This window comes from Massilia sp. MP_M2 (assembly GCF_039123635.1).
GTDB lineage: Bacteria > Pseudomonadota > Gammaproteobacteria > Burkholderiales > Burkholderiaceae_D > Telluria.
On the sequence record NZ_JBCHJF010000004.1, the window covers coordinates 250,000 to 266,715 of the forward strand.

Genomic DNA, 16,716 nt, shown 5'->3' on the forward strand with positions numbered 1-16,716 from the left:
CGTTCCAACGCGCCCAAAATTGTCGCCCGAATTTGCCACAAAAGTCGCCCCTGGTTACGGTACGCGCTTGAAACGTACATCGAAAGGCCCGGCGACGATCTGGCCCGTATCGCCAGGCAGCGCATCGAAGCGCAATTCAAGTTGTTGCGACAGCACGAAAAAACTCGTTTCAGATTGGCGGTACAGGCGCTCACCCTGGCCCGCCTTGATCCAGAACATCGGCTGTCCGTCCTGCACGGTGATATCGAAGTCACCCAACCCGGGGATAGCGTATTTCCCGGTCATCTGTTGCGCCATCAGGGCATCGATCGGCACTGCTGCGCGCAGCACGGTTTGATAGCTGGGCCAGCCGTACTCGGCGGCGATGGCACGCATGGTCGCGCGGGCCACTTCGTCGCCAGCGTCGCCGTTTGTCATCACCACCGCGCCACGGCCGCCATCGACGTAGCCCAATAGATAGTTCTGATACCCGCGGTTACTGCCGCCATGGGCGAACGACGCGGCGGCGCCGCTGCCGGCGGTCTCGAAGCCGAGGGCGTAATCGTTACGGACCGCGGCGAGCATCCTGCGCGCGTTCTGTTGTTGCAGCACCTGGCTGCGCCCAGCCGCAGACGCCTGAACACCGATGACGAACCGGGCCAGATCGCTTGGCGTCGTCCACATGCCGGCCGCAGCGAGCTCTGGATAGGTGGACGGGCCACCGGCATACGGTTTGCCGGCGCTATCATGCGGCAACGCGGCCTTCCCGAGGGTGGCGGCGCTGGCTGGCTGACTGAAATGGCTGGATGTCATTCCCAACGGGGCGAGCACACGCGCTTGCATGATCGTCTCGAAAGGTTGGCCTGAGACATCCATCATCATCTGCTGCAACACCGTGTAACCGCCTCCCGAATACTGCCACGCGCCGCCTGGTGGCGAGGCCATGCGTACCAACGCCGTGATGGCAGGCGCCGCGCCGTCCAGAACCTGCAACACGGTTGGCACGGGCATGCCTGGCGCATACCCCGGGAAAACCACTGACATTCAGGCCGCCGGTATGCGACAGCAGTTGCAAAAGACTCACTGGTGCGCCGCCAAATGCCGCAGGCAATTTCCAGCTGCGCAGCTGCGTATTGATATCGGCATGCAGGTCCAGCTTTCCTGACTGAACCAGCGTCATGGCGCCAAACGCTGCAACGGGCTTACTGATCGATGCCGCCTGAAACAACGTTTCCGGCGTCACAGACCCGCCGCCCGGACCAACCACGCCGTAACCCTTCGCCCAGGCCAGTCGACCATCATCGATGACTGCGATGCTCAAGCCAGGTACGTGAAGACGACGCATCTCAGCCTCGAGCGTGCTCAGCGTCACCGGGGCGCCGGTCAGTGCCTGAGCAGGCCGCAGGCCCCGCTCGATGTTGGCGATGCGGTGCGCGTTGCCGGTCGTTGCAGCGGCAACCGGCAACGCTAACGCGGCCAGTACCGGCCAGATAGCGATACAGTGAAATCGTGTCATTGGAAGCGTTGGCAATGGCGATCAGCAAGTATAACGGGCAACCCAAGCGCCGGCGCGCCATAAAAAAAGCCCGCACGCGGCGGGCTCTCGTCAACCGGCTTGCGCCGTGCTTAAAACTTGTAACCCACCGCCAGCACGATCGCCACCGGATCCAGTTTCATGAACTGGGTCTGGCCGGTCGAGAAGTGCACGTCGGTGCGCAGGCGCGTCTTGATGACCGTCGCATCGGCAAACCAGCGCTCGTCGAAGTTCATCGCGATACCCACTTGCGCGCTGTAGGTCAGCTTGTTGTCGATCTTGAACGTGGTCGGCACGTTGCTGCCAGGGTTGGTGATCGAGGTCAGCTTGCCCGTACCGCGTTCCTTCATGAAGTACGCGTAGGTCGGGCCCACGCCGATGAACGGACGGAAGGCTGCGGTCGGCGCGAAGAAACGGTACTGGAAGAACGCGGTCGGCGGCAGTGCTTCGACCGTGCCCACCGAACCCACGCCGGCGATCGCGTCCGCACCGTAGATCTGGTGCTTGTATGGCGTACCAAGCGCGCCCTCGACCGACAGATTGTCGGTGAAGCTGTACGACAGGATGACCACTGGCTGCATGTCGTTGCCGACGTCGGCCTTGGTGCCTGGCAGAGCCGGCGCGCTGATGTCGCCGCTTTCGACTTTCGGCATCAGGCGGTTGAAACCGACCTTGGCGGTGATCTGGCCGGCCGATTGCGCCGACGCGCCGGTGGCGAACGCCAGTGCGGCAGCCACACCCGCGACCTTGGCGATACTGCTAAAACGAACTTTCATGACTTCTCCTGATAGGTGTGTGAGGGCCCGCCACCAGGGCAGGCCCGCCGCTGATTGCTGAGAACCTGCTTACAGCCAGCCCTTGATGGCCATGTCCTTGAAGACGTAGCGGGCGATAAGGTCGTTCTCGAACGGGGTCGGGTGGATCCCGTCGGCGAACATGTAGCGGCTCACATCACCGGCCACCGTGTTGTTGGCGGTGCAGATCAGCGAAGTCCCACCCAGCGCGTTGTTGGCGCACGCCGGGGTACTGGTGTTGGTCAAACCATACGGGCCAGGATTTTTCACCTGGTCGTTGCTGACCGAGTACAGATCCGAGTACAGCACGCGCGCATCGTCGGCGCCCAGGCCGGCCTTGAGCTGCGTGTTGAAGGCATTGACCATCGCGGCGACCAGCGACTGGATCGCGGCCGGACGCGATTTCGCGGTCGGCGTGCTGGCCACGTCAGGCAGGTTGGCGACGATGACGTACTTCGCGCCCTTGGCCAGCAGCTCGGTCTTGACCAGGCCAGCCATCTGCGCACCGGCGGTACCCAGCGCCGTCACCATCGCAGTACCGTTGGCAGCGGCGTAGGCGCCGGCGGCGGCGGTGCCGGCAGCGGTGCCGTCTGCTTGCGCGGCGATCACGATCGGACCATTCACGGCAGGTGCGGCAACAGCCGAGTTGCCTGGCTGGGTGGCGGCAGCGCGCACGGCAGCCGCGACCAGCGTTGCATCGGTCTTGCCTGGACGGGCATTCTCGGTGGCGATCGCCGCCAGGATCGCCTGCGTGGCGGTTTGTGGGTTCGTGGCAGTTGCGCCCAGGCGGGTGGCCAGGGCGCCAGCGAAGGCTTGCGCGCCGGCGGCAGTGCCGGCGTTGGTCACGGCTGCCAGTTGCATCAGCACGTCATTGCCGCCCGACAGGACCGTCACCAGCTCGGTGCCGGTGAACTTGTTGCCGGACCTGGCCAGGTGGTTGGCGATCTGGGTGACCAGCGGCGTGGTCATTTCGCCGATCGGCGAGCCGGTCGCGGCATTGCCCGGACCGACGGGATTGGTCACGCGCGAACCGCCCTGGGCGTAGTTGAAGCAATTCGGATTGTTGACGATCGGAACCGAGAAGCCAAGCGACGCGTCACCTTGCAGGCCGGTCTGCGCAGCGCATGGCGCCGGCAGTTTGAGCTGGGCAGCCATGAAGTCAAGCCAGATCTTGCCGTTCAGGTCTTCGTTCTTGGCGGTGCTGTCACCGTTGATGGTGAACTTGCCGCCACCGGCCGCTGCCACGGCGCCGACACGGTACGTGCCGACGTCCGACAGGCTGTCGCCGAACGAGACCTGGTTGGTGAACGTGACCTTGGTCGCCTGGTCGCCGCCCGCCGGGCTCGTGCCGCCGCCGCACGCGGTCAGCAGCGCTGCCGTCAGCACGGCCAGCGCAAATTTGGTTTGACGCATTGTGTCTCCTGAGTTGAATTTTTTCTAAACGAACGCTCGTGCTATTCGCCGCTTCATTACTATGCCAGCGTTCATTTCCCATGTATAGCAAAATCCATTGCTTAATGGCTATTGCGATTCGTACCTAGTAGGTCCGATAGGTCTGGCTGTCGGGGTCGGATTATAACCAGCATGTTCCCCGCAGAAAGTGGGGAATTTGTAACTGCGGCGGCACGATGCTGGGGAGCGGATGCCCCAGCATCGACTGGTTGATATAAATCAGACGTCAGGCTGGCTGTTAAGAAGCCCGTGGACGATGCCCGTCGATCCATGCGCAGCACGGCGCAGGCGGTCGTTGACGCCCAGCCATTCGCCCTGCTGCGGCGGTGATTCGACCAGGATGACGTCGGCGCCCTGCCCGTCCATCGCGCGCAGCGCGGCGTACAGCGCGTGGGCGAAGCCGGCAGGCTGCGGCGGCAGGCGCTGCGCGGCGTGGGTTTGCGGCATGGTGCTGACGTGGATCAGCGCGACCTTGCGCCCGGCTGCGTGCAATTGCGCGATCGTCTCAAGCACTACGGCGCGCTCCTGCATCGCAACCGGCGTGTGCGGCGCGTAATGCGATTCGAGCGTGCCCGAGGCGCGCGGCGCGGCCGCATCGGCCGCGCCCGGCAAGCGGTCGATCACGGCCGCGATCGCCTCGGCGCTGATGTGGCCAGGACGCAGCAGCACCGGGCCAAGCGTGTCCAGACGCGACAAATCGACAATGGTCGATTCGATGCCGACCTGCGACGCTCCGCCATCGAGCACCATGGCCACCGTGTCATCCATCGCGAATTCGTCGATGACGTGATCGGCAAGGGTCGGGCTGACGTGCCCGAACTTGTTGGCCGACGGCGCGGCGATGCCGCCCTTGCCGCCCTTGAACGCGCGCAGCAGCGCCAGCGCCACCGGGTGCGACGGGCAGCGCAGGCCGACCGTGTCCTGGCCGCCGCTGACGGCATCGGGAATGTTCGGCGCGCGTCGCAGGATCATCGTCAGCGGGCCGGGCCAGAAGGCAGCAGCCAGCGCCGCGGCCTCGGGCGGGATATCGCAGGCCCAGTAGTCGAGCGGGGCTTCCGGCGCCAGGTGGACGATCACGGGATGGTCTTGCGGACGGCCCTTGGCGGCGTAGATGGCGGCCACCGCGGCCGGGTTTTCGGCGTCGGCGCCCAGGCCGTACACGGTCTCGGTCGGGAACGCGACCAGCTCGCCCGCTTCGAGCAGGCGGGCGGCGGTGTCGATGACCGACTGGTCGATCTGCAGGTCGATCATGGCTACGCGTCGATCCCGAGGATGACGCAGGCGGCGCGCAGATTGGCCTGCGCTTCGCCGAGCGTGGGCGCGACGAACGTCACGTGGCCCATCTTGCGCGCGCGGCGCGGATCGTCCTTGCCGTACAGGTGCAGGTTGGCGCCCGGCAGCGCCAGCACGCGGTCCCAGGCCGGTTCGCGTACGCTGTCGCCGTCATCTTCGAACCAGACATCGCCCAGGATATTGAGCATGACGCTCGGCGAATGCTGGCGCACGTCGCCCAGCGGCAGGCGCGCCATCGCGCGCACCTGCTGCGCGAACTGGCTCGTGATGCAGGCGTCAATCGTGTAGTGCCCGCTGTTATGCGGGCGCGGCGCCATCTCGTTGACGACCAGCGTGCCGTCGTCGAGCACGAAGAACTCGATGCACAGCACGCCGACGTAACCCAGTTGGGCGACGATGGCGCGCGCTGCATCCTGGGCCTGGCGCGCGCATGCGGGCGACACGTTCGGGCCCGGCACGGTGGTGGTAAACAGAATGCCGTCGCGGTGGACGTTTTCGGCGATCGGGTACACGACCGAGGCGCCGTCATGGCCGCGCGCGGTCAGCACCGACACTTCATAGGCCAGCGGCAGCATCTTTTCGAGCATGCAGGTCACGCCGTCCATGCCGTCGAACGCCGCGCGCACGTCGTCGCGCGTGCGCACGCGCACCTGGCCCTTGCCGTCGTAGCCCATGCGCACGGTTTTCAGGATGCCCGGCAGCAGGTCGTCATCGATGGCGTCGATGTCGGCGTGCGAGGCGATCGTCTTGTGCGGCGCCGGCATCACCTTCGAGGTTGGCGCGCACTCGACAAAGAAGCGCTTTTCGGCGATGCGGTCCTGGGCGATCGACACGCACGACGCGCCCGGTGCGACAAAGCTGCCTTCGGCCAGCAGTTGCAGGCTGTCGGCCGGCACGTTCTCGAACTCGGTCGTCACGGCGGCGCACAGCGCGCGCAGTTCGGCCAGCGCCGCCGCATCATCGTAATTGCCTTCGATGGTGCGGTCGGCAACCTGCCCGGCCGGACAATCGGCGCTCGGTTCGAGCACGGCGACCTTGTAGCCCATGCTTTGCGCCGCGTGCGCGAACATGCGGCCCAACTGGCCGCCGCCCATCACGCCGAGCCAGGTGGACGGATCGGCTGATGGAAGGATTGGAGAAGAAGTCTGCTGCGCTTGGGTCATCGGATCAAACAGGTAAGGTCATGGCCTGGGCGGCGGCGGTCTGGTCGCGGCGGAACTGCTCCAGTTTGTCGGCCAATGCGTCGTCGCCAGCGGCGAGGATCGCCACGGCGGTCAGGGCCGCGTTGGCGGCGCCCGCTTCACCGATGGCGAACGTCGCCACTGGCACGCCTTTGGGCATCTGCACGATCGACAGCAGCGAATCTTCGCCACGCAGGTACTTTGATGGCACGGGCACGCCCAGCACCGGCACGATGGTCTTGGCGGCCACCATGCCAGGCAGGTGCGCCGCGCCGCCGGCGCCAGCGATGATCGCGCGCAGCCCGCGCGCGCGGGCTGTTTCGGCGTAGGTGAACATTTCGTCGGGCATGCGGTGGGCCGAGATCACCGAGGCTTCGAACGGCACGCCGAACTGCTTCAGGATCGCGACCGCGTTCTGCATCACGTCCCAATCGGACGACGAACCCATGATGACGCCGACGAGCGGTTTGGATTGCTCGGTCATCGCTTATGCCTTCAGCTTTTCGCCGGTCAGGCGTTCGATGGCCTCGAAATACTTGGCCTGGGTTTTGTCGATGACGTCTTGCGGCAGGCTTGGCGCTGGTGCGGTCTTTGGCCAGTCGGTCAGCGTTTCGAGATAGTCGCGCACGAACTGCTTGTCGAACGATGGCGGCGACATGCCCGGCGCGTACGAGTCGGCTGGCCAGAAGCGCGACGAATCGGCGGTCAGCACTTCGTCCATCAGGTGCAGCACGTTGTTGTCGTCCAGGCCGAATTCGAACTTGGTGTCGGCAATGATGATGCCGCGCGTGGCCGCGTATTCGGCGGCGGTCTTGTACAGCTTGATGCTGATGTCACGCATCCTGGCGGCCAGCTCGGCGCCGATTTTTTCTTCCATCTGGGCAAACGAGATGTTTTCGTCGTGCTCGCCCAGGTCGGCCTTGGCAGCCGGGGTGAAGATCGGCTCCGGCAGCTTTTCAGCCTGCTGAAGACCGGCCGGCAGCGAAATGCCGCAGATGGCGCCGCTTTGCTGATAATCCTTCCAGCCCGAACCGATGATGTAGCCGCGCACGACGGCTTCGACCATGATCGGCTTGAGACGCTTGGCCACGACTGCGCGGCCGGTCACCTGCTCGACCTCGTTCGGCGCGACCACGCTTTCCGGCGCGACGCCGGTCAGGTGGTTCGGCACGATGTGACCGAGCTTCTCGAACCAGAAATCGCTCATCTGGTTCAGTACCTTGCCCTTGCCGGGGATCGGCTCGTTCATGACCACGTCGAAGGCCGACAGGCGGTCGGTGGTGACGATCAGGATCTTGTCGTCGCCAACGGCGTAGTTATCGCGCACCTTGCCGTGACCGAGCAGTGGCAGGGACTGAATGGAGGATTGGTAGAGGCTGTTCATAGATGGGGTATCAGGAAAGCGGAACCGGCGGAACGGGCCGCCGGTTGAGAAAGTCAGGCAATGCAGGCCTGGCCAATGCGATATTTTACGTCAAAATCTGGTGCAGGCGGCCTATCAAAAGGCGATGCAGCCAACGATCAGACGTAGCGTGGACGGCTTCGCCGTCCACGCGTCCAACAGCACCAGATGTCATTACAACGCAGGCACAGGTCGAACGCGTGGACGGGAAACCCGTCCACCCTACTGAACGATCTGCGTCAGCTCGCCGGCCTTGTAGCGCTCGGCCATCTTGTCCAGCGGGATCGGCTTGATCTTGCCGGCCTGGCCTTCGCAGCCGAACGACAGGAAGCGCGCCTTGCACACGTCCATTGCCGCTTCGCGCGCCGGCTTCAGGTAGTCGCGTGGATCGAACTTCGACGGATTCTGGAACATGTACTTGCGAATCGCTGCCGTCATCGCCAGGCGAATGTCGGTGTCAATGTTGATCTTGCGAACGCCGTGCTTGATGCCCTCTTGAATCTCTTCGACCGGCACGCCGTAGGTCTCTTTCATGTCGCCGCCGAATTCGCGGATCATTGCCAGCAGCTCTTGCGGCACCGACGACGAACCGTGCATCACCAGGTGCGTGTTCGGGATGCGTGCGTGAATCTCTTTGATGCGGTCGATCGCCAGGATGTCGCCGGTTGGCTTGCGCGTGAACTTGTACGCGCCGTGCGAGGTGCCAATGGCGATCGCCAGGGCGTCGCAGCCGGTGCGCTTGACGAAGTCGGCCGCCTGGTCGACGTCGGTCAGCAGCTGCTCGCGGGTCATGGCGCCATCGGCGCCGTGGCCGTCTTCCTTGTCGCCCATCATCGTCTCGAGCGAACCGAGTACGCCCAGTTCGGCTTCGACGGTCACGCCGATCGAGTGCGCGAACTTGACGACTTCTTGCGAGACGGCGACGTTGTATTCGTAGCTGGCGACGCTCTTGCCATCGGCCTCGAGCGAACCGTCCATCATCACCGACGAAAAGCCCGAACGGATCGCGGCCATGCAGACTGCCGGCGACTGGCCGTGATCCTGGTGCATGACGACCGGGATGTGCGGATAGGCTTCGACGGCAGCGTCGATCAGGTGACGCAGGAAGGCTTCGCCCGCATACTTGCGCGCGCCGGCCGATGCCTGCATGATCACCGGGCTGTTGACAGCGTCGGCGGCAGCCATGATGGCCTGCACCTGTTCGAGGTTGTTGACGTTAAATGCCGGCAGGCCATAGCCGTTTTCGGCGGCGTGGTCCAGCAACTGACGCAGTGATACGAGTGCCATGGTAGTACTCCAAAACAATAAAGAAACTTGTCGGGACGCGGTGCGCACCGAGCGCGGCATGCCGAACAGTCAGCATGCCGTGAACGCATCAGGCGCGGCGCCGTGTCCCGTTAATCATATTCGCCCACACGGACGATCTTGAGCGCATTGGTGCCGCCGGCTTCGCCCATTGGCGAGCCCCACGTCACCACGATCAGGTCGCCCTTGCGCACATAACCTTCGCTCATCAACAGCTCTTCGGCCTTGCGCAGCACGGCCTGGCTGCCGCCTTCCTGCTCGAGGTGGAAGGCGCGCACGTTGCGGTACAGCGCTGCCTTGCGCTCGGTCGTCTTGAGCGGGGTGAGCGCCAGGATCGGCGTGTCGATGCTGTGACGGCTCATCCACAACGCGGTCGAGCCCGATTCGGTCAGCGCCACGATCGCTTTCACACGCAAGTGGTGCGCAGTAAACAGCGTACCGTAAGCGATGGTCTGGTCGATGCGGGTGAACTGTTTGTTGAGGAAGTCGACGTCGATCTTGTTGTATTCGGACATCTCGGCTTCGAGGCAGACTGCCGCCATCATCTCGACCGTTTCGATCGGGTACTTGCCCGATGCAGTCTCGGCCGAGGTCATGACGGCGTCGGTGCCGTCCAGCACGGCGTTGGCAACGTCCGAGACTTCGGCGCGGGTCGGCACGGCGTTGACGATCATCGACTCCATCATCTGGGTCGCCGTGATGGCCAGCTTGTTCGAATCGCGTGCCATGCGGATCATGCGCTTTTGCAGCGCCGGCACGGCGGCGTTGCCCACTTCAACGGCCAGATCGCCACGGGCGACCATGATGCCGTCGGAAGCGTCCAGGATCTCTTGCAGCAGCGGAATCGCTTCGGCGCGCTCGATCTTGGCGATCATCATCGGCTTGTGGCCGTACGGCTCACCGGCGATATTGGCCAGCTGGCGCGCCATTTCCATGTCGGTCGCGCTTTTCGGGAACGAAATGGCCAGGTAGTCGGCCTGGAAGCTCATCGCGGTCTTGATGTCTTCCATGTCCTTCGAGGTCAGGGCCGGCGCGGTCAGGCCGCCGCCCTGGCGGTTGATGCCCTTGTTGTTCGACAGCTCGCCGCCAACTTTGACGGTGGTGCAGATTTCGTGGCCGGCGACGCGGTCGACGATCAGCACGATCAGGCCGTCGTTGAGCAGCAACTTGTCGCCCGGCTTGACGTCGCGCGGCAGCGCCTTGTAGTCCAGGCCCACGCGCTCCAGGTTGCCCAGTTCGCCGTTCTCGCCCCACTTGGCGTCCAGGATGAACCGGTCGCCATTGGTCAGGAAGATCTTGCCTTCTTCAAACTTGCCGACGCGGATCTTCGGACCCTGCATGTCGGCCATGATGGCCACTTCACGGCCGCACTCGGCGGCGGCGCGGCGTACCAAGGTGGCCCGGTCGATGTGATCCTGGGCCTTCCCGTGCGAAAAGTTCAGGCGTACGACGTCGACGCCGGCGCGGATCATTTTGACGAGAATATCGAAGTCGGTCGATGCTGGGCCGATGGTTGCGACGATCTTGGTGCCACGGTACATGAAGTGTCCTTGTAAAAAACAAAGCGCAGCCACGGCTGCGCTAGGGTCTCATTTATGGGGCGGACTGCGCGCTGCGTTGCAGCAGGATATCCACCGCCGGCAGCGTTTTTCCTTCCAGGAATTCCAGGAAGGCGCCACCGCCGGTCGAAATGTAGCCGATCTGGTCGGCAATCTTGTATTTTGCAATCGCGGCCAGCGTGTCGCCGCCACCGGCGATCGAGAAGCCCGGCGAACCTGCGATGGCCAGCGCCAGGGTCTTGGTGCCCTCGGCAAACTGGTCGAATTCAAAGACGCCGACCGGACCGTTCCAGACGATCGTGCCGGCCGTGGCGACCTGCGCGGCCAATGTGGCGGCGGTCTGCGGGCCGATGTCGAGGATCATGTCGTCGTCTTCCACGTCCGCCACCAGCTTGACGGTGGCGGCAGCCGTTGGCGCGAATTCCTTGGCGCACACGACGTCGACGGGAATCGGCACTTGCGCGCCGCGCGCGGCCATCTTGTCGATGATCGCTTTGGCTTCGTTCACCAGGTCGTTTTCGACCAGCGACTTGCCGATGTTCAGGCCGACGGCCTTCATGAACGTGTTGGCGATACCGCCGCCGACGATCAGGTTGTCGACCTTGTCGGCCAGGCTTTGCAGGATGGTGAGCTTGCTCGAGACTTTCGAGCCGGCGACGATTGCCAGCAGCGGACGCTGCGGCTGGCCAAGGGCCTTGCCCAGCGCATCGAGTTCGGCGCCCAAGAGAGGGCCAGCGCAGACGACTGGTGCATACTTGGCAATGCCGTGGGTGGTGGCTTCGGCGCGGTGCGCGGTGCCGAAGGCGTCGTTGACGTACACATCGCACAGCCTGGCCATTTTCTGGGCCAGTTCGTCGTTGTTTTTCTTTTCGCCCACATTCACGCGGCAATTTTCCAGCAACACGACCGAACCCGGCGCGACATCGACGCCGTCGACCCAGTGTTGCTTGAGTTCGACCGGCTGGCCGAGCAGCTCGGACAGGCGCGCGGCGACGGGCGCCAGGCTGTCTTCCGGCTTGAACGCGCCTTCGGTCGGCCGCCCCAGATGCGACGTCACCATCACTGCCGCGCCCGCCTTGATGGCGGCCTGGATCGCCGGCACCGACGCGCGAATGCGCGTGTCTTCGGTGATGTTGCCGGCGTCATCTTGTGGCACATTCAGGTCGGCGCGAATGAAGACGCGCTTGCCCTGCAGGGCGTTCTGATCGATCAGGTCTTGCAAACGGGTGAAACGGCGGGAAGCGTCCATTGGTCAGCGTGGCAATAGTGAAAAAACGTCATTGTACATTAGGCTGCGGCGCCAAAAACGTGGAGTACACGCAGTGCCGTAAACACAAGCATGCCGAATAAAATCGTCAGCAACATGTTACGGCGCCACACATAGAACGCAAACGCGGCCAGCCCCGCCAGCAGCTTCGGATTGGCCAGCGTGAACTGCAACCCGCCCTGCGGATCGATCAAAAAATCGGGCCCGATGATGGCCGCCAGCGCGCAGGCCGGCGCATAGCGCAGCATTTCCTGCACCCGTGGCGGAATCGATACGCGGTGGCCGATCAGCCAGAACGAACTGCGCGTAGCGGCCGTGGCCACGCACAGCACACCGATCACGACCCAGATTTCCCAATCAGCCACGGCGCGCCTTTATCTTGTCCATTGTTTCTTCGATGACCATCGCCGTCACCATCCCGACCAGCACCGCCAGCAGCAGGCCCAGTTTGTAAGGCAAATCGTAGGCCAGCACCGAGACCGTGCCCGCCACCAGCACGCCGCACAGCGCGGCGCGGTTGATCATCAGGGGCACCATGATGCAAAGGATGGCCAGTGTGCCGGCAAAGCCCAGGCCCCACTCGGCCGGCACGGTGCTGCCCAGGAACACCCCGATCACCGAGCCGGTCTGCCAGGCGCCCCAGTTCGGGAACATCAAGCCCTTCAGATACGACAGCTTGCCCACCGCTGGCGTCGGACTCGGATATTTTTGCAGGAACAAGGCCACGGAAATATCGCCCGAGATATAGCCAAGATACAGGCGCTGGCGCCACGGCAAGTGGGCAAAATGCGGCGCGAGCAGCGCCGAGAAAATCACGAAGCGCAGATTGACGACGAGCGCCGTGGCAAAGATGACCCAGATCGGCGCCTGCGCCGCGATCAATGGCAGGGACGCCAGTTGCGCCGAGCCGGCAAACACCAGCAGCGTCATGCCCAGCGCCTGCGGTACGGAAAGACCGCTCTTGACCATGGCGATACCCACCACCAGGCCCCAGGCGGCGATACCGAACAGCGTCGGCAGGCCAGTCTTGAAGCCGTCACGAAACGCATCGCGATCGGGCGTGTCACCGATGGTGACCGGGAGCTGGCCAGCCGGCTCGCCGGCGTTCACGGACATGACGGTGTGGCGTTCATGCAACTTCCAGGCGTCGGCATGACGGCTGGGACGACAGCGGTGGTCTGGAAACAGTGGGGCATGAAACGCATGGAATGGGTCGACGCCACTTGAGAAAGGAGCGCTTGGGCTCAATATGTTCAGCGCATTATTTTACGGTCATTTCGACAATAGAGCGAATCCGTTAGAATCCTGTCTTTGCCCACCTGCCAGACGGAGACACCAGATGACCCAAAAGACGATGCCGATCGTGGAACTCACGGCCAAAGACCTGCCGGCGCACTGCCCGAACCCGGCCATGCCGCTGTGGTCGTCGCACCCGCGCGTCTTCCTCGACTTCGACCACCACGGCGATGCCAAGTGCCCGTACTGCGGCACCGGCTACCGCCTGGCGCCAGGCACGGTGCTCAAGAACCATTGATATTTCGGGGCGTGCGCAACTGCCGCCCCTCCCCTCTCCTTACCTCGTCATGCCCTACCGCGCACCACGCTGGCTGCCTGGCGGTCATCTCCAGACCATCTATCCGGCGACCTGCATCGCCAGGCCGCCCGTTGCCTACCGCCGCGAGCGCTGGACGAGTGCGGACGGCGACTTCGTCGATCTCGATTTTGTCGACGGCCAGCCGGGCCGGCCGCTGGTGGTGCTGTTTCACGGCCTGGAAGGTTCGTCCGACAGCCATTACGCACGTGCGCTGATGGCGGCCCTGGCCGCGCGCGGCTGGTCGGGCGTGGTGCCGCATTTTCGCGGCTGCTCGGGCGAGCCGAATCTGGCGCCCCGCTTCTATCATTCGGGCGACGCTGCCGAAGTCGAGTGGATCGTGCGCTCGCTGCGGGCGCGCCATGCCGGTGTGTTCTACGCGGCCGGCGTGTCGCTGGGCGGCAATGCGCTGCTGCGCTGGCTGGGCGAATCGGGTCATGACGCATCGATTGTCGATGCGGCGTGCGCGGTCTCGGCCCCGCTCGACCTGGCGCGCGGCGGCGCGGCGCTGTCGTCGGGCTTCAACATGATTTACACCCGGATGTTCCTGCAGACGCTCAAACCCAAGTGTCTGGCCAAGCTCGACCAGTTTCCGGGCCTGTTCGACCGCGCCGCGCTGCTCGCCGCGCGCGACCTGTATGCATTCGACAATGTGGTCACCGCGCCGCTGCACGGCTACCGCGATACCGACGACTACTGGCACCGGGCCAGCGCGCGCCACGTACTCGACGCCATCACCGTACCGACGCTCGTGCTCAATGCGCGCAACGATCCGTTCCTGCCGGGGATCCACCTGCCGCCGACGGCATCGGCTGCGGTGACGCTCGAGTATCCGGCCACCGGCGGGCATGTGGGCTTTCCGAGCGGGCCGTTTCCCGGGCGGATCGACTGGCTGGCGCAGCGCATCCTGCAGCATTTCGATCGCGTGTCCGGCACCCGCGCGCTGAGCGACGCCGAACTGTGCGATGCTGGCTGACACTATGGACGATATCGTAAAACAGGCAATGGCCAAGTGGCCGGACGTGCCGCACTGCTACGGCTGGCTCGCGCTCGATGCGCGCGGCCACTGGCGCATGCGCGACGAAGCGACCCAGCAGGCCGACTTGCCCGGCGACCGGCTCGAGAACCAGAAACTGATGGGCTTCATCAACCGCAACTACCTGCACGACGAGCGCGGCAACTGGTATTTCCAGAACGGGCCGCAGCGCGTGTACGTGAATCTGGAGGCAGCGCCATTCATTGCACGCACCGATCCGCAGCAGGGCTTGCTGTTGCAGACGGGGCAGGCACTGACGGCGGTCGAGCACGTGGTTCTGAGCAATGAAGGCGCCGTGCTGTTCGTGGCCGGCGAGGTCGTGGCGCAGATCGATGACCGCGATGTGGCGCAGGTGCTGGGCCAGTTCACGCTGGATGGCCGCAGCGCATCGGACGAGGCCGTGATGGCGTGGCTGGGCGGCGGCGCCGGCACGTTGTCGTTGCCGTGGCAGGGCAAGGTGTTTGACGTGGAACGGGTAGCGGGCGCCGAATTGGAAAAGCGGTTTGGGTTCAACAGGACGCCGGCGCCCTGAGCAGGTGATGGTGGCCAGGTGATCTGGCTGCCAATCCGCCCGCGCCACGTAGGGTGGAAGGCTCTGCCTTCCACGCGGTGATTGTTACCGGCGCCGCTTCCGGGCCGGATGATCTCGCTGCCAACCATCACCGCGTGGACGGCGAACCCGTCCACTCTACCGTTGCGATCGTCACCCGCTCCATTTTGGGGCTGGCTGATCTGGCGGGCCCTCAGTCGTCCTTCTCTTCCTTGTCTTTCTTTTGCTGCGCCTCGAGTTCGCGCGCACGCGCATCGATCACGGCCTGGTCGTAGAACGACGCGTCGCGTGCCTTGCGCGCCAGCTCGAGCTGCGCCATCGCGGCCGGCGTGGCACCGGCCAGCACATACGATTCGGCCAGCGCCATGTGCTGCAGCGCGATCTTGCCCTGCTTCGCATAGGCCTTGGCCAGCAGATCCTGCAGCTTGTATTCCTCGCGGTATTGCTGCGACTGGTCACGCAGGAAGCGCGTGGCTTCGTCGAGCTTACCGGTCGCGATCATGGCGTCGGCGTACTGGTGCGCCAGCGAACGTGACAGCGGAAAACGCCCGTGCATCGTCTCGGCTTCCTTCACGGCCTCGGCCAGCACCGATTGCGGCTGGCCGGGCGCCATCTTGATCTCGATCGCCAGACCGGCGTACAGGGTCGCGCCATCGCCGGCATTCGACGCCACCGACAGCACGCCGTCGCGTGGCTTCATCGTCTCGCGCGATTTGTCGAGCCAGCTCTGCGCGTCGGCCAGATTGCCCTGCTTGAGCGCCAGGTAGGCCAGGCCATACTGGGCGCCGGCCTGCTGCTGGCGGTGCGTTTCCTTCAGCTGGGTGTGAAACGCGCTGCGCGTGTTGCGCTGCCCCTGCTCGCTGGGCTCCTGCAGCACGCGGATGCGTGCGCGCACCAGGTGAAAGTCCAGGCCATCGACGCGCTGCTTTTTGGGCATCTCGCGGATACGCGCCTGCATGTCGCTGATGCGCTCCTGGGTCAGCGGGTGGCTGCTCAGGTTGCTCAAGCCGGCCGGCAGGTCGCCGTATAGCTTCGAGGCATTTTGCAGGCGCCGGAAAAACGCGACGATGCCGGTCGTGTCGTAGCCGCCCGCCTCCATGATCTGAAAGCCCACGCGGTCGGCCTCGCGCTCGGCTTCGCGGCTGAAGTTCAGCTGGCGCTGGACCACCAGGCCCTGCCCGCCCATCAGTACGCCCATCGCCGCGTCCGAGCCAGCCTTGGCGGCCAGCGCCGCCAGGATCATCGACGCCAGCGGCAGCAGGATATCCTGGCGCTGCTGGCCCAGCATGCGCGCGATATGGCGCTGCGTGACGTGGCCGATCTCGTGCGCCATGACGCCGGCCAGCTCGGATTCGGTCTGGGCCGCGATTACCAGGCCCGAGTGCGCACCGATGAAGCCGCCCGGCAGCGCAAACGCGTTCAGGGCCGCATCGCGCACGGCGAAGAAGTGAAAGTCGGCGTTGGTTTCGCCACGCGCGCCCGGCGCCCCGGCAACCAGGCCATTGCCGAAGTTGTTCAGGTATTCGGCGATCGGTTCGTCATCGAGGTAATCGCGGTCGCGCCGGATGTCGCGCATGATCTCTTCGCCAAGCTTGCGCTCGAGCACCGGCGAGAGGTCGACCCGCGCGGTGTCGCCCAGCGTCGGCAGGTGCACGTGATCGGCGCGCTTGAGCGGATCGGATTGGGCGGCCACGGCGCACGCCGCCGCCGTGCACAGGGCGATGGCAGTCAGGACGGGGCGCCAGCGGCGCACGGATGCTGGTCGGACGACAG

16 protein-coding genes and 1 pseudogene are annotated in these 16,716 nt (G+C 64.7%); 3 read left to right on the forward strand and 14 right to left on the reverse strand.

Annotated features, from left to right (window positions below; translation table 11 throughout):
- Window positions 1-54: 54 nt before the first annotated feature.
- From RCH14_RS11440 to RCH14_RS11495, 13 genes and pseudogenes are all read right to left on the reverse strand, one after another.
- The gene (locus RCH14_RS11440; RefSeq protein WP_343026238.1) at window positions 55-990 is read right to left on the reverse strand and encodes a serine hydrolase domain-containing protein; all 936 of its coding nucleotides are present in this window, start codon (window positions 988-990) and stop codon (window positions 55-57) included.
- Window positions 991-1,030: 40 nt separating this feature from the next.
- Window positions 1,031-1,495: pseudogene (locus tag RCH14_RS24050) on the reverse strand (serine hydrolase domain-containing protein); the annotation flags it as partial.
- Between the two features lie 110 nt (window positions 1,496-1,605).
- A complete protein-coding gene (locus RCH14_RS11445) occupies window positions 1,606-2,289 on the reverse strand; it encodes an OmpW family outer membrane protein (RefSeq protein ID WP_343026239.1) in 684 nt (227 codons plus the stop codon).
- A 69-nt stretch (window positions 2,290-2,358) separates the two neighbouring features.
- Window positions 2,359-3,720 carry an SGNH/GDSL hydrolase family protein gene (locus tag RCH14_RS11450; RefSeq protein ID WP_343026240.1) on the reverse strand — a complete coding sequence of 454 codons (1,362 nt, stop codon included), beginning with the start codon at window positions 3,718-3,720 and terminating at the stop codon, window positions 2,359-2,361.
- A gap of 258 nt (window positions 3,721-3,978) precedes the next feature.
- Window positions 3,979-5,010: an L-threonylcarbamoyladenylate synthase gene (locus RCH14_RS11455; RefSeq protein ID WP_343026241.1), complete on the reverse strand. Its 1,032-nt coding sequence runs from the start codon at window positions 5,008-5,010 to the stop codon at window positions 3,979-3,981.
- A 2-nt stretch (window positions 5,011-5,012) separates the two neighbouring features.
- On the reverse strand, window positions 5,013-6,215 hold the full coding sequence (locus RCH14_RS11460; protein ID WP_343026242.1) for a 5-(carboxyamino)imidazole ribonucleotide synthase: 1,203 nt from the start codon (window positions 6,213-6,215) through the stop codon (window positions 5,013-5,015).
- A gap of 4 nt (window positions 6,216-6,219) precedes the next feature.
- Window positions 6,220-6,717 carry a 5-(carboxyamino)imidazole ribonucleotide mutase gene (gene purE, locus RCH14_RS11465; RefSeq protein WP_343026243.1) on the reverse strand — a complete coding sequence of 166 codons (498 nt, stop codon included), beginning with the start codon at window positions 6,715-6,717 and terminating at the stop codon, window positions 6,220-6,222.
- A 3-nt stretch (window positions 6,718-6,720) separates the two neighbouring features.
- On the reverse strand, window positions 6,721-7,617 hold the full coding sequence (locus RCH14_RS11470; protein WP_343026244.1) for a phosphoribosylaminoimidazolesuccinocarboxamide synthase: 897 nt from the start codon (window positions 7,615-7,617) through the stop codon (window positions 6,721-6,723).
- 240 nt (window positions 7,618-7,857) lie between these two features.
- The gene (gene fba / locus RCH14_RS11475) at window positions 7,858-8,922 is read right to left on the reverse strand and encodes a class II fructose-bisphosphate aldolase (protein WP_343026245.1); all 1,065 of its coding nucleotides are present in this window, start codon (window positions 8,920-8,922) and stop codon (window positions 7,858-7,860) included.
- Between the two features lie 110 nt (window positions 8,923-9,032).
- Window positions 9,033-10,481 carry a pyruvate kinase gene (pyk, locus tag RCH14_RS11480; RefSeq protein WP_343026246.1) on the reverse strand — a complete coding sequence of 483 codons (1,449 nt, stop codon included), beginning with the start codon at window positions 10,479-10,481 and terminating at the stop codon, window positions 9,033-9,035.
- A gap of 52 nt (window positions 10,482-10,533) precedes the next feature.
- Window positions 10,534-11,748 (reverse strand): phosphoglycerate kinase, encoded by a 1,215-nt coding sequence (locus RCH14_RS11485; RefSeq protein ID WP_343026247.1) that lies wholly within the window; start codon window positions 11,746-11,748, stop codon window positions 10,534-10,536.
- A gap of 38 nt (window positions 11,749-11,786) precedes the next feature.
- Window positions 11,787-12,131: an AzlD domain-containing protein gene (locus RCH14_RS11490; RefSeq protein ID WP_258835807.1), complete on the reverse strand. Its 345-nt coding sequence runs from the start codon at window positions 12,129-12,131 to the stop codon at window positions 11,787-11,789.
- Window positions 12,124-12,882, reverse strand: coding sequence for an AzlC family ABC transporter permease (locus tag RCH14_RS11495; protein ID WP_407070071.1), 759 nt, complete (start codon window positions 12,880-12,882; stop codon window positions 12,124-12,126). Before RCH14_RS11495 ends, RCH14_RS11490 begins: the two co-directional genes overlap by 8 nt.
- A gap of 223 nt (window positions 12,883-13,105) precedes the next feature.
- Between RCH14_RS11495 and RCH14_RS11500 the strand changes: the two genes are divergently transcribed.
- From RCH14_RS11500 to RCH14_RS11510, 3 genes are read left to right on the forward strand one after another with little or no spacing between them, the layout of a single operon-like run.
- Entirely contained in the window at window positions 13,106-13,300 is a 195-nt protein-coding gene (locus RCH14_RS11500; protein ID WP_343026248.1) for a zinc-finger domain-containing protein, read from the forward strand.
- Between the two features lie 49 nt (window positions 13,301-13,349).
- Window positions 13,350-14,333, forward strand: a complete 984-nt coding sequence (locus RCH14_RS11505) for an alpha/beta fold hydrolase (RefSeq protein ID WP_343026249.1) — start codon at window positions 13,350-13,352, stop codon at window positions 14,331-14,333.
- Window positions 14,334-14,337: 4 nt separating this feature from the next.
- Window positions 14,338-14,925: a DUF2946 family protein gene (locus RCH14_RS11510; RefSeq protein ID WP_343026434.1), complete on the forward strand. Its 588-nt coding sequence runs from the start codon at window positions 14,338-14,340 to the stop codon at window positions 14,923-14,925.
- Between the two features lie 211 nt (window positions 14,926-15,136).
- Here RCH14_RS11510 and RCH14_RS11515 read toward each other — a convergent pair whose 3' ends face one another.
- Entirely contained in the window at window positions 15,137-16,675 is a 1,539-nt protein-coding gene (locus tag RCH14_RS11515; RefSeq protein WP_407070074.1) for a M48 family metalloprotease, read from the reverse strand.
- Window positions 16,676-16,716: the final 41 nt, after the last annotated feature.

What these genes read in the sequence shown, in the direction of transcription:
- RCH14_RS11440 (WP_343026238.1), bottom strand. Translation starts at nt 990, where the DNA reads ATGCCCGTGCCAACCGTGTTGCAGGTTCTGGACGGCGCGGCGCCTGCC.
- RCH14_RS11445 (WP_343026239.1), bottom strand. Translation starts at nt 2,289, where the DNA reads ATGAAAGTTCGTTTTAGCAGTATCGCCAAGGTCGCGGGTGTGGCTGCC.
- RCH14_RS11450 (WP_343026240.1), bottom strand. Translation starts at nt 3,720, where the DNA reads ATGCGTCAAACCAAATTTGCGCTGGCCGTGCTGACGGCAGCGCTGCTG.
- RCH14_RS11455 (WP_343026241.1), bottom strand. Translation starts at nt 5,010, where the DNA reads ATGATCGACCTGCAGATCGACCAGTCGGTCATCGACACCGCCGCCCGC.
- RCH14_RS11460 (WP_343026242.1), bottom strand. Translation starts at nt 6,215, where the DNA reads ATGACCCAAGCGCAGCAGACTTCTTCTCCAATCCTTCCATCAGCCGAT.
- purE (WP_343026243.1), bottom strand. Translation starts at nt 6,717, where the DNA reads ATGACCGAGCAATCCAAACCGCTCGTCGGCGTCATCATGGGTTCGTCG.
- RCH14_RS11470 (WP_343026244.1), bottom strand. Translation starts at nt 7,617, where the DNA reads ATGAACAGCCTCTACCAATCCTCCATTCAGTCCCTGCCACTGCTCGGT.
- fba (WP_343026245.1), bottom strand. Translation starts at nt 8,922, where the DNA reads ATGGCACTCGTATCACTGCGTCAGTTGCTGGACCACGCCGCCGAAAAC.
- pyk (WP_343026246.1), bottom strand. Translation starts at nt 10,481, where the DNA reads ATGTACCGTGGCACCAAGATCGTCGCAACCATCGGCCCAGCATCGACC.
- RCH14_RS11485 (WP_343026247.1), bottom strand. Translation starts at nt 11,748, where the DNA reads ATGGACGCTTCCCGCCGTTTCACCCGTTTGCAAGACCTGATCGATCAG.
- RCH14_RS11495 (WP_407070071.1), bottom strand. Translation starts at nt 12,882, where the DNA reads ATGTCCGTGAACGCCGGCGAGCCGGCTGGCCAGCTCCCGGTCACCATC.
- RCH14_RS11500 (WP_343026248.1), top strand. Translation starts at nt 13,106, where the DNA reads ATGACCCAAAAGACGATGCCGATCGTGGAACTCACGGCCAAAGACCTG.
- RCH14_RS11505 (WP_343026249.1), top strand. Translation starts at nt 13,350, where the DNA reads ATGCCCTACCGCGCACCACGCTGGCTGCCTGGCGGTCATCTCCAGACC.
- RCH14_RS11510 (WP_343026434.1), top strand. Translation starts at nt 14,338, where the DNA reads ATGGACGATATCGTAAAACAGGCAATGGCCAAGTGGCCGGACGTGCCG.